The organism is Paraburkholderia kururiensis JCM 10599 = LMG 19447, from assembly GCF_003986935.1.
GTDB lineage: Bacteria > Pseudomonadota > Gammaproteobacteria > Burkholderiales > Burkholderiaceae > Paraburkholderia > Paraburkholderia kururiensis.
In genome coordinates, this window is sequence record NZ_RJZE01000051.1 from 1 (window position 1) to 15,226 (window position 15,226).

At 63.3% G+C, this 15,226-nt stretch carries 13 protein-coding genes and 5 pseudogenes; 5 read left to right on the forward strand and 13 right to left on the reverse strand.

Annotation, left to right across the window (positions count from 1 at the left end; all coding sequences use genetic code 11):
* Positions 1 to 127: 127 nt before the first annotated feature.
* The 3 genes and pseudogenes from PKKP23_RS34730 to PKKP23_RS32355 form a co-directional block, all read right to left on the reverse strand.
* Positions 128 to 1,010, reverse strand: a pseudogene (locus PKKP23_RS34730) (IS3 family transposase); the annotation flags it as partial.
* A gap of 351 nt (positions 1,011 to 1,361) precedes the next feature.
* Positions 1,362 to 1,742, reverse strand: coding sequence for a type II toxin-antitoxin system VapC family toxin (locus tag PKKP23_RS32350; protein ID WP_126879942.1), 381 nt, complete (start codon positions 1,740 to 1,742; stop codon positions 1,362 to 1,364).
* Positions 1,742 to 1,978: a type II toxin-antitoxin system Phd/YefM family antitoxin gene (locus PKKP23_RS32355; RefSeq protein WP_126879933.1), complete on the reverse strand. Its 237-nt coding sequence runs from the start codon at positions 1,976 to 1,978 to the stop codon at positions 1,742 to 1,744. Before PKKP23_RS32355 ends, PKKP23_RS32350 begins: the two co-directional genes overlap by 1 nt.
* A 309-nt stretch (positions 1,979 to 2,287) precedes the next feature.
* Here PKKP23_RS32355 and PKKP23_RS32360 point away from each other — a divergent pair.
* Positions 2,288 to 2,608, forward strand: a pseudogene (locus tag PKKP23_RS32360) (transposase); the annotation flags it as partial.
* Positions 2,609 to 3,114: 506 nt separating this feature from the next.
* Here PKKP23_RS32360 and PKKP23_RS32365 read toward each other — a convergent pair.
* From PKKP23_RS32365 to PKKP23_RS32390, 6 genes and pseudogenes are all read right to left on the reverse strand, one after another.
* A pseudogene (locus tag PKKP23_RS32365) lies at positions 3,115 to 3,303 on the reverse strand (FAD-dependent oxidoreductase); the annotation flags it as partial.
* A gap of 23 nt (positions 3,304 to 3,326) precedes the next feature.
* Positions 3,327 to 4,895 (reverse strand): coproporphyrinogen-III oxidase family protein, encoded by a 1,569-nt coding sequence (locus tag PKKP23_RS32370; RefSeq protein WP_161978199.1) that lies wholly within the window; start codon positions 4,893 to 4,895, stop codon positions 3,327 to 3,329.
* Complete coding sequence (locus PKKP23_RS32375; RefSeq protein ID WP_126879935.1) at positions 4,892 to 7,552, reverse strand: methyltransferase domain-containing protein; 2,661 nt, start codon at positions 7,550 to 7,552, stop codon at positions 4,892 to 4,894. The genes PKKP23_RS32370 and PKKP23_RS32375 overlap by 4 nt, the downstream gene beginning before the upstream one ends.
* A gap of 24 nt (positions 7,553 to 7,576) precedes the next feature.
* Entirely contained in the window at positions 7,577 to 8,290 is a 714-nt protein-coding gene (locus tag PKKP23_RS32380) for a methyltransferase domain-containing protein (RefSeq protein WP_042300300.1), read from the reverse strand.
* Complete coding sequence (locus PKKP23_RS32385) at positions 8,287 to 9,207, reverse strand: MbnB/TglH/ChrH family RiPP precursor modification enzyme (RefSeq protein ID WP_126879936.1); 921 nt, start codon at positions 9,205 to 9,207, stop codon at positions 8,287 to 8,289. Before PKKP23_RS32385 ends, PKKP23_RS32380 begins: the two co-directional genes overlap by 4 nt.
* Positions 9,208 to 9,257: 50 nt before the next feature.
* Positions 9,258 to 9,470 (reverse strand): hypothetical protein, encoded by a 213-nt coding sequence (locus PKKP23_RS32390; RefSeq protein ID WP_042300302.1) that lies wholly within the window; start codon positions 9,468 to 9,470, stop codon positions 9,258 to 9,260.
* Positions 9,471 to 9,595: 125 nt separating this feature from the next.
* On the opposite strand from PKKP23_RS32390, the gene PKKP23_RS32395 reads away from it, so the two are divergent.
* Entirely contained in the window at positions 9,596 to 9,859 is a 264-nt protein-coding gene (locus PKKP23_RS32395) for a hypothetical protein (protein WP_126879937.1), read from the forward strand.
* Positions 9,860 to 10,095: 236 nt separating this feature from the next.
* On the opposite strand, the pseudogene PKKP23_RS32400 reads toward PKKP23_RS32395, so the two are convergent.
* Positions 10,096 to 11,503: pseudogene (locus PKKP23_RS32400) on the reverse strand (IS5 family transposase).
* Between the two features lie 170 nt (positions 11,504 to 11,673).
* Complete coding sequence (locus PKKP23_RS32405) at positions 11,674 to 12,189, reverse strand: cytochrome P450 (protein WP_126879938.1); 516 nt, start codon at positions 12,187 to 12,189, stop codon at positions 11,674 to 11,676.
* Between the two features lie 129 nt (positions 12,190 to 12,318).
* Between PKKP23_RS32405 and PKKP23_RS32410 the strand changes: the two genes are divergently transcribed.
* From PKKP23_RS32410 to PKKP23_RS32420, 3 genes are all read left to right on the forward strand, one after another.
* Positions 12,319 to 12,555: a hypothetical protein gene (locus PKKP23_RS32410; protein ID WP_420873267.1), complete on the forward strand. Its 237-nt coding sequence runs from the start codon at positions 12,319 to 12,321 to the stop codon at positions 12,553 to 12,555.
* Complete coding sequence (locus tag PKKP23_RS32415) at positions 12,548 to 13,501, forward strand: tyrosine-type recombinase/integrase (RefSeq protein WP_126879939.1); 954 nt, start codon at positions 12,548 to 12,550, stop codon at positions 13,499 to 13,501. The genes PKKP23_RS32410 and PKKP23_RS32415 overlap by 8 nt, the downstream gene beginning before the upstream one ends.
* Positions 13,502 to 13,965: 464 nt before the next feature.
* Complete coding sequence (locus PKKP23_RS32420) at positions 13,966 to 14,565, forward strand: recombinase family protein (RefSeq protein WP_126879940.1); 600 nt, start codon at positions 13,966 to 13,968, stop codon at positions 14,563 to 14,565.
* 44 nt (positions 14,566 to 14,609) lie between these two features.
* Here PKKP23_RS32420 and PKKP23_RS32425 read toward each other — a convergent pair whose 3' ends face one another.
* Positions 14,610 to 14,894 carry an H-NS histone family protein gene (locus tag PKKP23_RS32425; RefSeq protein ID WP_126879941.1) on the reverse strand — a complete coding sequence of 95 codons (285 nt, stop codon included), beginning with the start codon at positions 14,892 to 14,894 and terminating at the stop codon, positions 14,610 to 14,612.
* Positions 14,895 to 15,026: 132 nt separating this feature from the next.
* Positions 15,027 to 15,226, reverse strand: a pseudogene (locus tag PKKP23_RS32430) (porin); the annotation flags it as partial.

The window sequence follows — 15,226 nt, forward strand, 5'->3', positions numbered from 1 at the left end:
GCCGTTGCCCATACGCTCAATTGCCGGCCCAGAAAATCGCTTGGCTGGAAGACCCCAGCAGAATTCCTGGACGAGTATCTAAAATCTGTTCAACAATCTAGTGTTGCGACGACCGGTTGAATCCGCCTTGAGACCCCTGATCCGAGTGGTGAATGACGCCCTTGGGGCGACGTTGCACCAGGGCCATGTCGAGCGCACGCAGCATCAGTTCCGTGTACAGATGATTGGACATCGCCCAGCCCACAATGCGGCGACTAAAGACATCGAGCACGACGGCGAGATAGAGAAAGCCTTCCGCGGTCGGCACGTAGGTGGCATCAGCGACCCACAGCAGGTTCGGGGCATCGGCCAGGAAGTGCCGTTGCACGAGATCGGGCGCGGGCCGGGCACCGCTTTGCCGTCGCGTCGTGTTGATCCAGCGCCGCCGGCTCACGCCGCACAGACCCGCGATACGCATCAGACGGGCAATACGCTTGCGTCCGACATGCACGCCGTGCTCGAGCAGTTCCGCATGGATGCGGGGCATGCCGTACGTGCCGCGCGAGCTTGCATGAATGGCTCGAATACGCCCGAGCAGATCGGCGTCGCTACACGATCGTTTCGATGGGCTGCGCGCCAGCCACGCGTAATAGCCGCTGGCCGAAATTCGCAGCAATCGCGCCATCGTCGCAATGGGCAATGTGGCCTGGTTCGCTTTCATGAATTCGAACCCTTCTCGGGCACCGTTCCGGTCTCCCGCGCAACCAGGCCGCGGCTTTTGAGAGGATCTCTCGTTCAAGCCGCAGTTGGCGATTCTCCCGACGAAGTCGCGTCAGCTCTTCGCGCTCCGCCGTCGTCAGGCCGTCGTGTCGCCTGCCGCTGTCGCGATCCGATTGTGCGACCCAGTTGTAGATCGTTTGCGCCGTCGGCTCGAACTCGCGCGCGAGCTCTTCCGGCGACCGGCCGGCTTTAACCAACTCGACCATCTGCGCCCGGAATTCCGGCGCGTAGGGATTGTGGTGCTTTCCCATGGCAGGCACCTCCTGTTCCAAAGGATAGGTCTCCACGAAACCGGGTCAACTCCAGCTTCGTGCTGCCCGACCGATTCAGCAAGCCTCACAGCCTCAATCTTGAACTCGTCCGTGTATTGCCATTTCGGCACTGACTTTTCTGACATGCAACCCTCCGTACAAACAGGAAATTAACAAAATTCCTGCTGTACGCGAAATCGAGGCAGGGTCAACGTCAGGCTGGTTGAATGGACTGTCAGCAGAGAGCACTTCCCCTGTCGACGAGTCTATCCCGTTCGCGAGCTGCTGGACAATTTGTAGGGCTCGTTGTGGCGACATGATATTTCCAGAACAGCTCATGGTTTATGTGCATCAGACGTTCATGACCAGGTCCGGGGCATACTGGGCGAGGTGCCTGTCAGCTGTCATGAAATGCATCGGCTCATGTTTCGCCTGGGCGATCAGCAGCCGGTCAAATGGATCGCGGTGGTAGTCGGGAAGGATGCGTACCCCGGCACCGTGCGCGGCCATGACCGGCAATTCGTTAAACCCGCTCGTCTCGATCGCGCTAACAAGTGCGTCAATGTCGACGTCGAGTTTTCCCAGTCCTGCCTTGATGGACGTTTCCCAAATACTCGCGCTGCTGACAAACACCTCGGCGGCATCGGAAATCGTCTCCCTTGCCGCCGCGCTCAGTTTTGGATCATCTGCCACGACCCACAGAAAAATATGCGTATCGAGTAGCAGTCGCATCATCGGCCCTCAAAAGCGGCCACAATGTCGTCGGGCAATGGCGCGTCAAAGTCATCGGCAATGCGGATGGCCCCGCGCATTACTCCGAAGCGCCTCAGAGGCTTCTCCGAGTCCACCGGGACAAGCCGGACCGCGGGCTTACCCCGCTTCGAGATAACAACATCTTCGCCGGCCATGGCGGCATCGACCAGCCGCGAAAGGGTCGTTTTCGCTTCATGAATGTTGGCGTTTTGCATCACATCACTCCCTAGAACGGCCCTCATTCTAGCTAACTTAGCTAGATCGGTCTACCTCCAGCGATCGCGCCCTTATATCCAGTCTCCCGCCACGCGCCGTATCCGCCGTTGAGACCAGCGCAGCACGCGCCTGCGACACAATGTCCACCAGCTTTGCCCGGTAATGCTCATTGCCCGGCATGCCCTGCGGATCTAGCGCCTGCACTCCGTACTCGCTGGAGTAGCCCCACGTATCTGAGGACACAAGGACTCTCTTAAAATACGGATAGTCTTGTGACCATCACGAAGCCTAGTCATTACGTGGAAAGCATCGAAATTTTGAGCGGATCGGAGCGTCGTCGGCGACGCACGGTGCAGGAAAAAATCGCAATCGTGCAGGAGACGTTAGCTCCGGGCGCGTCGGTATCGGCAGTGGCCCGACGGCACGGCGTCAATCCGAACCAGGTGTTCGGCTGGCGCAAGCAGTACCAGGAAGGCAGCCTGGCGGCAGTCAAAGCGGGTGAGACAGTCGTGCCTGCGTCGGAACTGGCCGCCGCCATCAAGGAATTCAAGGAACTGCAACGGCTGCTCGGGAAGAAGACGATGGAGAACGAGATTCTCCGCGAGGCAGTCGAATGGGGCCGCTCAAAAATGTGTGGTCCGCTCCGGTTTTGCAAGCGGGTTTTCAGCCGAGACAGTTTGCGTAAATGTATCCGGTCTCGCGAGTCAGCCGCTTTTGGCGGCAAGGCCATGGTGGGATATGCGCGCTCGGTTCCCAATAACCTGGACCGGCCACGGAGGCCGCTTTTTTGAACCGGGCTTACCGGACGCCGTTGCACTGTATCGTCATCAATTACCGTCTGCAAACTTTGAATGGGTTACTGCTTGCTACTGTACTTGGGGCTGCCGTAGCCTGCTGCCAATCGGGATCGTGTTCGCCTGTTGTGGGTCTATGGGCCGCACACTGGCGAATCCACGTCGTCGCAATCGCATCAGTTCAACTCTCCTGGTTCAGTTCACATGGCATGATTGGACTGTCTCTGCCCCAATCTAGACAGTTATGTGATACGGACAACTACTATTCTGCCGCACAGTTGGCCTGCAGCAGCCAACTTGACAATGCCTTCCCGCTTGCATCAGGTGACGAACAGGTGAATTCATTGCAGTGTGTTCTTGAGCCGGTACCCGGCGCCCACCAGCGGCAAAAACCACGGCTTGCCGAAATGGCCGGGAATAGCCGGCCAGGAGAAGTCCTTCCACGGGTTGAGGTCAGCGCGCCCATCCATGATTTCGGCCATGAGCGTACCGATCAGCGTCGCCATGTGCGTACCGTGGCCGATGCCGCCGTTTGGCGGCCGGCATCGAAGGCTCAGGCGGACGCCGTCCGCGGCGGCAGTGTGCGCGCGGCGATGAGATGCACGGGCCGTACCGCAGGATCGGGCCGGGCCGTCAGCGCGCGCTGCACGGTGGGGCTGAAGAACAGAGCCAGGGTCTCGTCCTCGAACAGCCGGCCGAGTTCGGTCAGCCTCAAGCCCCGTGCGCCGTCGGGGCCGGCATCAGGCTCAAGGATTCCAAGCGCGCTCAGCCTGTCGGCCTCATCGCGGTAGCGTGCGGACAACTGCGGCATGCCGGTGGCGATCGCGCGCAACACGGCGTTCTCGACGCGGCCATTGCGCAGCCCGGTCGCGTAGGACATCGCCAGCAGTTCCCCGTCGTCGATTACGCGGCCGGTGGCGATCGGGAGCGCGCCCGCCGACAGGCACTCCGCGTAGGCATGAAGCTGCGTTGTATTGCGGAACACGTAGCCATGGCAGTCGCGCCTGCCCGGCGACGCGCCAACGTGCGAATAGGATGCGACACCGACGCCAAGCAGGTCGCGCGACGCCGACGTGCGGATCTGCTTGAACGGGTCGGCATAGTGACGTGCCCGCACAAAACGGTTGCCGTCGCACCGGTGATAGCCGAGCGTCGCCATGCCTTGCCAGATCAGCACGCGTCCGAGTAGCGTCGCGTACTCGTCCTCGAAATCGTCGTGCCGGCTTTCCGACTGGTACCAGTCGCGCTGAGGCCGGTCGGCGAACCGGCCATGGTACCAGGTCAGATGGGCCGGGCGCAGTGTCTCGATCGCTTCCAGGTTTCCCCGCGTTTCTTCAGGCGAGCCTTTGTAGAGACCCTGGATGAGGTCGAGATTCCAGTTGTCGAAGACGTCGTTTGCTATCTGCGCGGCGCGTATTGGCACATCGCGCCGGTAGCCGCGGCCGCCGTATTTCAGGACCTCGTCGTCGAACGATTGCACGCCGAAGCTCAGGCGCGTGAATCCGTGCTCTCTAAGAAAGCGCAGCTTCTCGGGGCCGCCGGGGGCCGTGATGGTGAGCGGGCTGCCCTCTATGCATATTTCGGCGCCGGGCAGGATGTCGTAGCACGCGCGGATCGTGCTGATGAGGTCTCGCAACGCCGCCTCCTCGAGTATCAGCGGCGTGCCGCCGCCGATGTAAACCGACGAGAGCGCCGTGCCCGATCGCGCCAGCCGTTCGCCCCACAGCGCCAGCTCTCGTCCGAGCGCATGGAGGTACTGGGTCACCGCTTCGTTGTCGGCCTGCGATGCGCGGGACTTGCCGGGATAGTGCCGCACCGTGTAGTGGCAGAACGTGCAGCACGTTTCGCAGAACGGAATATGTACGTAAAGACTGGTGTCGCGACCGAAGCAGATCTCGTTCAGGATCGTGGCCGGTACAACCGGCGTCAATGCATCGATGGGCGGATAGATTGCCACCGAATGGGAGCCGCCGAGCACGCGGCGACTGATGCGCAAGCCCGCGGCGTGCAACGCCGGCAAGCCGTCAGGTATGCCGAAGCTGCGCAAGGTTGCATCCGCCGCGCAGAACGCGGCGCTCCGCGATTGCAGCGCGGTCTCGCAGGTGGGCGTTTCATGGTTCATCGAACACGCTCCGCAATGATCGTGAGGCACACGTCCGCGTGCGGACCGGGGTCCTGGTCCTCGGTGTAAGTAACCTCGAATGGATTGACGAGGCGCGGAACGTAGTGCTTGCGCCACGCGGTCGCCCTTTCGCCGGCCAGCGTCGACGTCGTTTGGCCCCACACGCGCTCCACGACGATCGCCAGATCCGGGCGGGCGAAGGCGTTCTGCATCCATGCGTAGATGTCGTCGAATTGAACCCACGGCCTGTCGAGCTGCGTGAGCGGCAGCCGCACCAGCCGGTGCGTGACGGCGATACGCCCGCCTGGGCGGACGACGCGGACCATCTCGGCCACCATCGCGGGACCTAGCCCCAGTTGCCAGATTGCGCCGGTCCATTCGTTCACAGCGGCATCGGCCGCGCCGTCGGGCAACGGCAGGCGCTGCGCGAGTCCGGTGCGAAACTGCACGTTCGTATAGCCCAGTTCGCAGCCGAAACGGCGTGCGCGATCGGTCACGCAGCGCAGCATCTCGATCGACACGACAAGGCCTTCGGTGCCGACGTGCGGCGCGAGCCGGCGTGCCACGCGGCCGTTGCCGCCGCAGACGTCGACGACGACGCTGCCCGCTGTCAGGTTGAGCAGTTCCGGCTGGTTAGGCAGCAGGTCTTCCCGAAGCCGAACGAGCTTTTCTTCGGCTTCCGGGGTCTGGCTGAACGTGTTGTCGCCCTCGAAGGATTTCAGCAGCGGTATGCGCCAGCGCAGATAGGCGAGGCGAAAACGCCGGGTAAGCTCCGACAGCGTGGTGGGACGAGGCGACGACGCGTTACCCAGCAGCACTTCATCGGTCGGCAGGTTGGCGACGCTCACATCGCCCAGCGCGTCGTCCATCGCGCGCACGGCCTCGAAGACGCCGATGAAGTCGGCGGACGTCGGGGCCGGTCCGGGCCAAAGCACGTCCGCCTCGAGGATAAGGTTCAAGCCGCAGAGGAACACGGATTCAGCCCAGGCGAGTGCACGCGCACGCGTCGAGGCGTCGAAAAACGTGCGATCCAGCGTCATCCGTGCGTGCACGGGCACGCAGGCGCGCGTCAACGCGTCGAGCCCGCTTATCGGCGTGGGCGGTGCGGGCCACGGCACGTCGACGATCACGCCGGCCCCGAGCCGCCGCAGCGACTGGATGACCTGCGCATCGCAGGCCGGTTCGGCTACCTGTACCACCGTGTGATGCACGCGCAACTGCCCGGTTTCCCGCAGATCGGCAAGTGCGGCGAGCGTTGACGCATGGTCGCCGGGACACGTACAGCGCAGATGCAGCACGGGGGCGGTCGGCTCCGCTGCGATCAGGGCGCCGATTGTCCCAGCGGATGCGGTGTCGAGCGCCAGTTCGATAATGTGGCTGAGTCCGGGCCCGCGGCGGATCGCGGCGGCTCGGCGCAGTTGGTCCAAGGTCGCGGACGACGGGGCCAGCGGCGCGGTCACGTGGACAAAACCATGCTCCTGCAGCGAGGCCAGCATCGTATCGACCAGATGCCGGTTGTCGAAGCCATCGCGCAGCGCGCCGACGCGAACGGGCTCGTGCGCCAGTTCGGCGATGAAGTCGGTCAGCCCTTCGCCGGGCGGCACGGCCATGCCGACTTCGAAGTGGCCGTGACACAGAAATCGATGTTCGGCTATCTCGTCGTCCAGTACCTCGACCGCGGGATCGAGCATGACGAACTGCTCGTCGCGCAACGCATCCGGTTGCCTCGGGTGCCTGCTTTTCCACACTCGGCCGTACTCCTGACCGACCACGCCGAGATCCGCGAGTCTGTCGATCACTTCGCGCGTTTCAGCCGTGGATAGCGTGCCGAGCGCACCTGCCACGTCAGCGACGGTGTGCGGCGCAGCGAGCTGTCCGAAGACGCGCGCCGATCGCTCGGACAGTTCCGCGTAGGCCGGCGCACTGTCGGCGTCGGGGAAATAGATCAGCCAGTGCCGGGGCGAGGCGGCCAGCGCTTCGGCGGGATCGTAGCCGTATGGGTTCTCGATCCACGACGTGAGATCGTGGCGCGACGTAGCGACGACGGCCGCGGGCGACGCGACGAAGCGCATGGAGCGCACGTCGGCCGCGTCGCGCATCGCTGCGGTGCGCGCGTTCGGCCAGCGCTCCGCCGTGATTTCGCCGACACGGCGCGCGAGCGCGATCAGTGCCCGATCGAGCGCCAGCACGTCCTGGTGTGTGTGCGCGGCGAACTCGGGGCGCTGTGCGAGGTACGTGACGAATATGCCGGCAAGCCGCCAGAAATTCGGACCATCGTCGACATAGCCATGCGTGCGGGCCAGCTCGAGCGCCACGGCGTTGACGTCCAGTCCGCTCATGAACACCAGACGTTGACTGAGCGGCGCGCGGCCGAGCGCGATGCGGGCAATGCGCACAAGGCTGCGGCGGTACATGCGTAGATTGGTTGCCGTTGCCCGCGGCGTGCGTGCGTAGTCCGCGGCGATGGCGCGCTCGGCGGTGCTCAGGTCCGCGAATGCCGCGGCGTCGGCGTGATCGGCGCGCGTAATCGCGTCGGCGAGACTATCGTCGCGCAGGATGCGCCGCCACGTGTTCCATACCAGACGGGCATCGAAGCCGCCTTCGTCACGCGGCGCGCCTGCCGGCTCGCGGCGACGGAAATCGCTTTCGGTATCCATGCTCGATGGTCCTCCCGATGAGCGCTACTTGATGGCGAGAAACCCCTCGAAACACAGATATTTCATGACGGTCGTCACGTCGACGAATCCCGCACGCCTGAGGAGTCCCAGGTTTCCCTCGGTGGAGAACGGTTCGAGGACGCTCTTGAGACTCGACGTCTTGTTCAGTATCTCGTCTGCCGAGAATCCTTCGCGCTGCTTGTAATCGTTGTAGAGCGACACGATCATGTCCTGGAACCGCGCGTCCGGTGCCCGAACCTTCTCGAACAGCATGAAGGCGCCGCCCCAGTTGAGATGGGCATAGATCCGGTCGAACACCTGCTGCCGGTGTTTAGGCGGGATGAACTGGGCGCAGTAGTAGGACACGATCAGATCGGCCGGTTTCTCGAAGCCATAGAGCCGCGCGTCACCGGGCACCAGTTCGATGTTGGGAAATTCCACGCAGTGCTGTCGCGCCCTCGCGATCATCGATTCGACGGGATCGATGCCGATCCACGTGATCCCCGGCTTAGACGCATGATGTTCCGCCAGCTTGCGCAGCAACTGGCCGGTCGACACGCCGATTTCGTAGCACACGCTATCGTCGTGGCAAAAGAAGTCACTGAGCTGGCAGATGAGATCGTGCCCGGCGTCGTAGTGCGGTACCGATCGGCGTATGTGTTCGACGAACGTATCTGCGACATTGCCGGCGAAGGTCCAGCTTGCCGGGGCAACGTCGATGTCCTGTCCGACTTTCATGCAGCCTCCACGCGGGTCGTTTGACGGTTGCCGGGACCATACGCCTTGTCCCACGCGCGGCGCGCGCGTTCGAGGTCCGCAAGGATGGCGTCGATGGAGCGGGGAATGTCGAGCACGCCGTCGTGATGGTGTAGCGACTCAGTCTCGTATTCGAGGATGACTGCGCCGGGGTGGGCGCGCGACAGCACGTCGTCGAGCAGGTCCCATACGGGCTCGACGACGGGGGTGTCGTGCAGGTCGTGGTACTGGTTGTCGAGCCAGCGGCCACCTGCCATGTGGATGCAGGCGATGCGATCCAGCGGGATCGTGTCGAGAAAACGTGTGATCGAGTAGCCGGCGGCGCCGTGATTTTGCGCATTGGCGTACAGGTTGTGCAGATCGAGGTGCAGCCAGGTTCCTGCCTGCTCGACCAGGCGGGCTAGAAAGTCTTCCTCCGGCATGTCGCTGCCGGGGCACGTCCGGTAATAGGCCGCATTCTCGTGCGCGAGCGGGACTCCGTAGGCATCCTGAAGAGCGCGCGCACGCACGGCGAGCCGGTCCACTTCAGCCTGCGTGAACTGAAGCGGGCTGCTCCATACGTCGCACCACGAATCGTCGCTGTAGAAACAGTGATTCGAGACCCACGGGACGCCGAAGGCTCGGGCAAGCGGCACGTGTCGCCGGACCGCGGGCGTGCTTGCAAGCTCGTCGAATCCGAAGTCGCCGCCGTAGTTCGAGTGCCCGACGAGCGGAAAGCGCGCGACGACCTCGTCCATTGTCTGGACCATCGTGGGCAACATGAGTCCAGGCCCGTCAAGCGGGGCCATCATGCCGTCGAACAGGATTTCCAGCGCGTCGAGAGACTGGTCAAGAAAAGGAAACCAGTCCATCAGCGAAGGATTGAACTGTAGTCCGACTCCAAGCCGTGGAATGTTCATGACTTCGTCTCCCATTCGTTTGTCATGGAGTCGGTGTTGCACGACGCAGATCAGCTCGCGCCGCATTTGGCCGCGCTCGCGGCACAGTGCGCGGCGTTGGCTGCGCACTTGGCGGCGTTGGCCGCGCATTTTGCAGAAGCCGCCCGCGCTACCGCAGCATGGTAGCTGGCCGCGCATTTCGCCAGTTCGGCCGCACATTTGGCCGCGACTTCGGCCGCCTCCGCCGATTTCACAGACAGTTTCTTTACGTCGTCGTTTGCCATGGAACTCTCCTTTTCCAGTTATGGAGCGCACGTGATCCCGGTCATCGCCGACAGATAACCGCAAGCCATCAAGACCAGGAAATCCTCACTGAAAAAGGATCGACAAAAACCCCAGGATTTCAGTGATGGATGAATGGGATATGAATATGATCATACCCACAGATTCAATGAATGAAGAATACCTGCATTTAATAAGATGGGTAGCGTCGGGTGAAAAAGTTCAGCCGGTTTCGGGCATGTCAGAATGTCGACATGATTTTTTGTGTGGGTGGCTGGCGTATTTGTTATTTCTTGAAACGAGCATAGCAGGTATTTTCTGGAAATCCAGTTCGTTTCCTATCGTGGGAACGACGATTGCGGGAAGGGTGCGGAGCCGATTCCTGCCATGAACCCGACTCGAGGTGAGACCTCTTGGCAGAGCGTGGCTAGCCCGTGGGCGGGCGGTTGAGGCGTCGCAGGCTGCGGCTCATCGGTCATGCGTCAAACATAATGGCGCTATATCGACGGCCCGGCCGCATTGCATTCGCTGAATGGCAAACTCGATTATGTGCTGTGCATTGTTGGTCGCCCCGGGGCAGGGAATGCGTGATTATGCTGACCGGATAATTAGTCGGCCCTGCAAAATTCAAAGCACCGCGCGAAAGGTCGTTTGACGCCAGCGTTTGGCCCACAAGGCGAAGGATCTGCGAGGGCCGCGTGATTGACCTTTGGTGAACTTGCCGGCGACGAGCAAAGCGGCGAGCGCAGAAAAGGCCGTCAGACCCGGACGGACAACGGCGCGTAGCAACCAGCGCAGGTTGTAGCCGTTCGCGCATAGTACGGCATGCACGGCGTCGCCCGTCTGTCCCTTGAGCCAGCGCCGTTGCTTGTTCGTAAGCGTCTTGCTCTTGCCTCGATGAACGAGCTGCACCGGTGCAATGTCAGCGTCCACGCCGCGATAGCCGAGGTCGGTCAGCACCGTCTTCACGCGCGGCGCGCCTTGCACTTCCTGCAGCAGGATCGAGGTCTGCTCCAATTGTTTGGCTAGGACATGGCCGTCGTATGGGTTACCCGCAAACGCGCGCGCGCCGACGATCAGTGCATGCTGTTCGGTGATCGCCAGGCTAACCTTGACGCCAAACTCATAGGGCTGTCGCGCTTTGCCCTTCCCGATACATTCGACCTCGGGCGCGTGCAACGCGTAAAGCTTGTTCTTGTCCCTGGTGCGCTGGCGGCAGATGCGCCACGCCCGTTCCAGCCACACTCGCAACGACGTTTGCTGCTCATGCGACAGCTCAGACATCTTGCGTTCAATGTCGCGCAGCACCCGGCCCAGCACCGTGCGCTGGCGTTTGAGCACGCGACGCAGACGTTTACTGCCTGGCGTGCGCGTAACCACCCGCGCGGCGGCGCAGCCGCTTACCTTCGCGTTCATAGGTTTGCTTGAGCGCCAGGCCCGCGCGCTGCGCTAAACCCACCAGTTTGATCCGCGCCACCTCGAGCAGCCGGCTGTCGGTCGGATAGGCGATCGCCTTCTCCTGAACCGTGCTGTCGACAATCACGCGTTCAAATTCAGCCGGCGCAATCGCCTTCATCTGCGTCGCCGCGGCGATCGTCGTCGCCAGCAACTCCTCGGCGCCGGCCTCGCCCAATGCTTGTCGAAAGCGCACAAGGTTGGTCGGATCGCACGGCATACGCGCCTGAAAATACTCCTCGCCACAGAAGAACTGGAAGTACACGTCTTGCGCCCAGCGCTCACACACCGACTCATCGCTTTCGTTGTACGCGTGCTTCAGGTACAGCAGCCCCGCCATCAAGCGGATCGGCAACCGCGGGCGGCCCGCGGCGCTCGCACCAGCGCCGGCCAGCACTGCCGTCGTACCGAACAGATCGCCCCCTTCCATCACGCGGCCTTCGCGTACTCGGCGTTCGAACATCGGCGCCAGCGTCGCTTCAATCGACGCCCACGGCATGCGTGTGGTCAACACCGCCAGCGGATGGCGAAGGTCGATCATCGTGTCCAGTCGGCTGCGGAAAAAGTCGGGCGTGCTCATCGGCGTGGCCCGCAAACTCCCAGAAACCCATCAGATCAATATCGATTCTGGGAGTTCGCCAAATCTTGACCTCCCTCCAGTGCCTTGCCGCGTTTGCCTCGGATACCTTATGCAGGACCGACGAAGTAAATCAACATGGCCATCGTCTCATTGAGGAAATACGTGCCGCCTCATCTGTGTCGTGGCCGAAGTCGGACGTGGAGACCCCGCGGCCGCATCGTAATTCCGTAGGTCTCCTCCACGTTGCACGCACTTTTCGCCAACGATACGTCGAAGTTCCGGCAAAGCATGACGATGACAGATTTTATTTCCATGAATGCAAGATTTCGCCCCACACAGAGTCGCGGACCCGCTCCGAACGGAATAAAGCCAAAATGTCGGCGGCTGCCCGCGTCGTTGACTCCGGTTAGCCAGCGATCGGGCTTGAAAGTATGCAGGTCCATTCCGTTATCCTGATCCAGATAGGCGTCGCGAGTTAGCAATGTAATCATAGTACCTCCACGAATGGAAATGCCGCCCAGCTGTATGTCATTAATCGGCTGGAACGATGAAATCGGAACAACTGGCTTGAGGCGCATAGTTTCATTAATTACGCTATCTAAATACTGAAGATTATTAATCGTATCAAGAGTATCGACGCCCCCGATAGCAGCAGCAACAGAATCAACTTCCGATTGCAATCTCATCTGAAATCCATAGCGTTCATGGAGCGCCCGGCATTATCTTGATAAAAACCGTTATCAAGACAATACTGTGGCACTGGTGGCCGCCATTTGGGGCGCCCCAGCGGTGAGACTTTCCGGGAGACCTCCGCCATGATCATCCAGCGCGGCGCCCACGGCGCGCTGCACCTGCTTACCGAACTCGACGGGGCGCGCCAGGTCCGCCGCGCCGTGCGCCTCGAGGCCACCGTCGATGGCCAGCTGCTGCTCACCGACGCCGACCTGCGCCGTCCCGGCGGCGCCCGCGCGCGGCGCTTCGTGATCTCGCCCGCCGAACTCATCGCCGTGATCCGCCGTCACGGCCTCGCGCTGGAGGAGGCCGGTGCCTGAGCTGCCCGTCTCCGTCACGCCGGAAGGGCAGCGCCTGAGCGAGGCGCACTTCCACGCCCTCGCGGCCGTACCGCCGGAAACCGAGTGGTTCGCCAACCTCGACAACCCGCATACGCGCCGCGCCTACCGCAACGACCTGCGCGACTTCATGGCCTTCACGGGCATCGCGCGGCCGGAAGAATTCCGCGTGGTCACGCGCGCCCACGTGCTCGCCTGGCGCAAGGTGCTCGAGGACCGCGCGCTCACGGGCGCCACCATCCGCCGCAAGCTCGCCGCGCTCTCCTCGCTGTTCGACTACCTGTGCGAGAAAAATGCCGTCGACGCGAACCCGGTCAGGGGCGCGAAGCGCCCGAAGATGGACAGCCATGAAGGCAAAACGCCGGCGCTCGGCGACCATCAGGCGCGCACGCTGCTCGACGCGCCCGACGCATCGACCCTGAAAGGCCTGCGCGACCGCGCGCTGCTCTCGGTGCTGCTCTTTCACGGCCTGCGCCGCGAGGAAGTATGCCGCCTCACCGTGCGCGACGTGCACGCCCGCCGCGGCGTGCTTCACCTGCGCGTGCACGGCAAGGGCAGCAAGATCCGCTACCTGCCGCTGCACCCGGGCACGGCCGAACGCATCCACGCGTATCTGGAAGCGGCGGGCCATGGTGGCCTTCCGGCCGCGCCGCTGTTCCAGCCGGCAAAGCGGGCCACTGGTCACGCCATCACGCCCGATGGAGTCTACCGGGTGGTGTGCGCCTATGCGGCACAGGCAGGGATCGCCGTCGAAGGCCTCGGCGTGCACGGCCTGCGCGCGACGGCCGCCACCAATGCGCTCGACCACGAGGCCGACATCGCGAAGGTGCAGGAATGGCTCGGCCACGCCAGCATCGCCACCACCCGGCTCTATGACCGGCGCAGGAGCCGGCCCGAGGATTCGCCAACATTCAGGATTACTTACTGAACCGCGCGGCGGAACGATGCAGGGGGACGGTTACCGGCGTTGTCCGGCCTGGATGTCTGCCGCATCACGACATCCATCCGTGCAGTGGCGGATCGCGGTGCCGCTCCGCCGCGGATGCGCGGGCGTAGCCGGTTTTCCTTGCCGCCAGCATCCTCTCCCTCCCCTGCAGGCGTGTAACGCGGTACCGGAATCCCTGCCCGTTTTGCCGGCGGATACGCAGCGTGGAATATTCATTCACGCGACACCCGCCAGCCCTGTTTAAACAATATTTAACGTTGCTTTGACGGCCCGTGACATTGCGTGATGATGGCAGCCTCACGTCCGGGCCACCCATAAATAAAAAGTCCAGTCCCGCGCCCGCCGGCAGACGTGAAACGCTCCCGCCTCCAGCGGGAAACGGTGACATGAGACGGTGTGTGCGCACATCGCGCGTCGCCGCACGGCAGACACGAACGGGACAGGACATGGCCACGGGGAAACGCATCGGCTACGCGAGGGTATCAACGGATGAGCAGCATCTTGACCTGCAGCTGGCGGCGCTTGAAGCATACGGCTGCGAGCGGGTGTATTCGGACCACGGCATCTCCGGCGGCCGCTTCGACCGCCCGGGGCTGCGCGCCGCGCTCGCGGCCGCGCGGACCGGCAGCACGCTGGTGGTCTGGCGCCTGGACCGCCTGGGCCGCTCGCTCCGTGACCTGGCCGTCCTGATGGGCGACCTCGGGCAGCGGGGCGTGCGCATCGTTTCACTTACCGAATACATCGACACGGGGTCGACCAGTGGCCGCTTCACCTTCCACATGCTTGCGGCAATGGCCGAATTTGAGCGCGGCCTGATCAGCGAGCGCACCCGCGCGGGCATGGCTGCCGCCCGCGCCCGCGGCAGCCGCATCGGCCGCCAGCCCGCGCTCGATGACGCACAATGCAGGTTCGCCCGCCAGCTGCTGCTCAGGCACTCCCTCACGGCGGTCGCCCGGATGCTCGAGGTGGACCGCAGGACGCTGCAGCGGGCCCTGTCCAGAGCGCAATCCCGGGAGCGCGGGGAAGCCCCAGCCCCGCAGGCCTGACCACAGCGAGGCCGCGGACGGCCAACCGCTGCGCCGCGCGCCCGTCAGATCTCGAACGCGTCGCGGTCGCGGCCCGCGATCCATCGCGGCGCGCGTCCCTTGCCGTTCCACGTCGCGCCGCTCACCGGATCACGGTACCTCGGCGGCTGCGGCCCGGTCTTCTTCTTCGCGCCGCGACGGACCATCAGTTCTTCCGGCGTGATGAGAAACTCCACCATCAGTTCGCGCACCGTCGCCAGCGCCTGGCTGCGTTCGGCGTTCCGCGCCAGCGCGATCCTCTCTTCCAGCTCCCGCCGCTCGGCCAGCAGTTCCCTGTATGTCTTCGTCATCAGTCATCTCTCCCCGGCTGCCGGCCGGTGCGGGGCGTGCGCCATGACAGACGGCCCCCATGTCCGGAAGAACATGGGGGCCGTCCGCGCGGGCCGCCGCCCTTCCCAGGCCCGGCCCGCCTGCGCAAAAGCCTAGAAGCGGTGACGCAGGCCGACCGTGGCGGCCGTCTGGTTTTTCGACGACGACGGCAGCTGCGAGTTGTCCCCGCTGTAGATCGAGGCCACCCCGCCGTCGCCCATGGCGTGCTGGTACACGGCCTCGGCATAGAGGTCCGTGCGGCGCGACAGCGCATAGTCCGCCTGCAGGCCGATCTGGTGGTAACGCGTCTTCA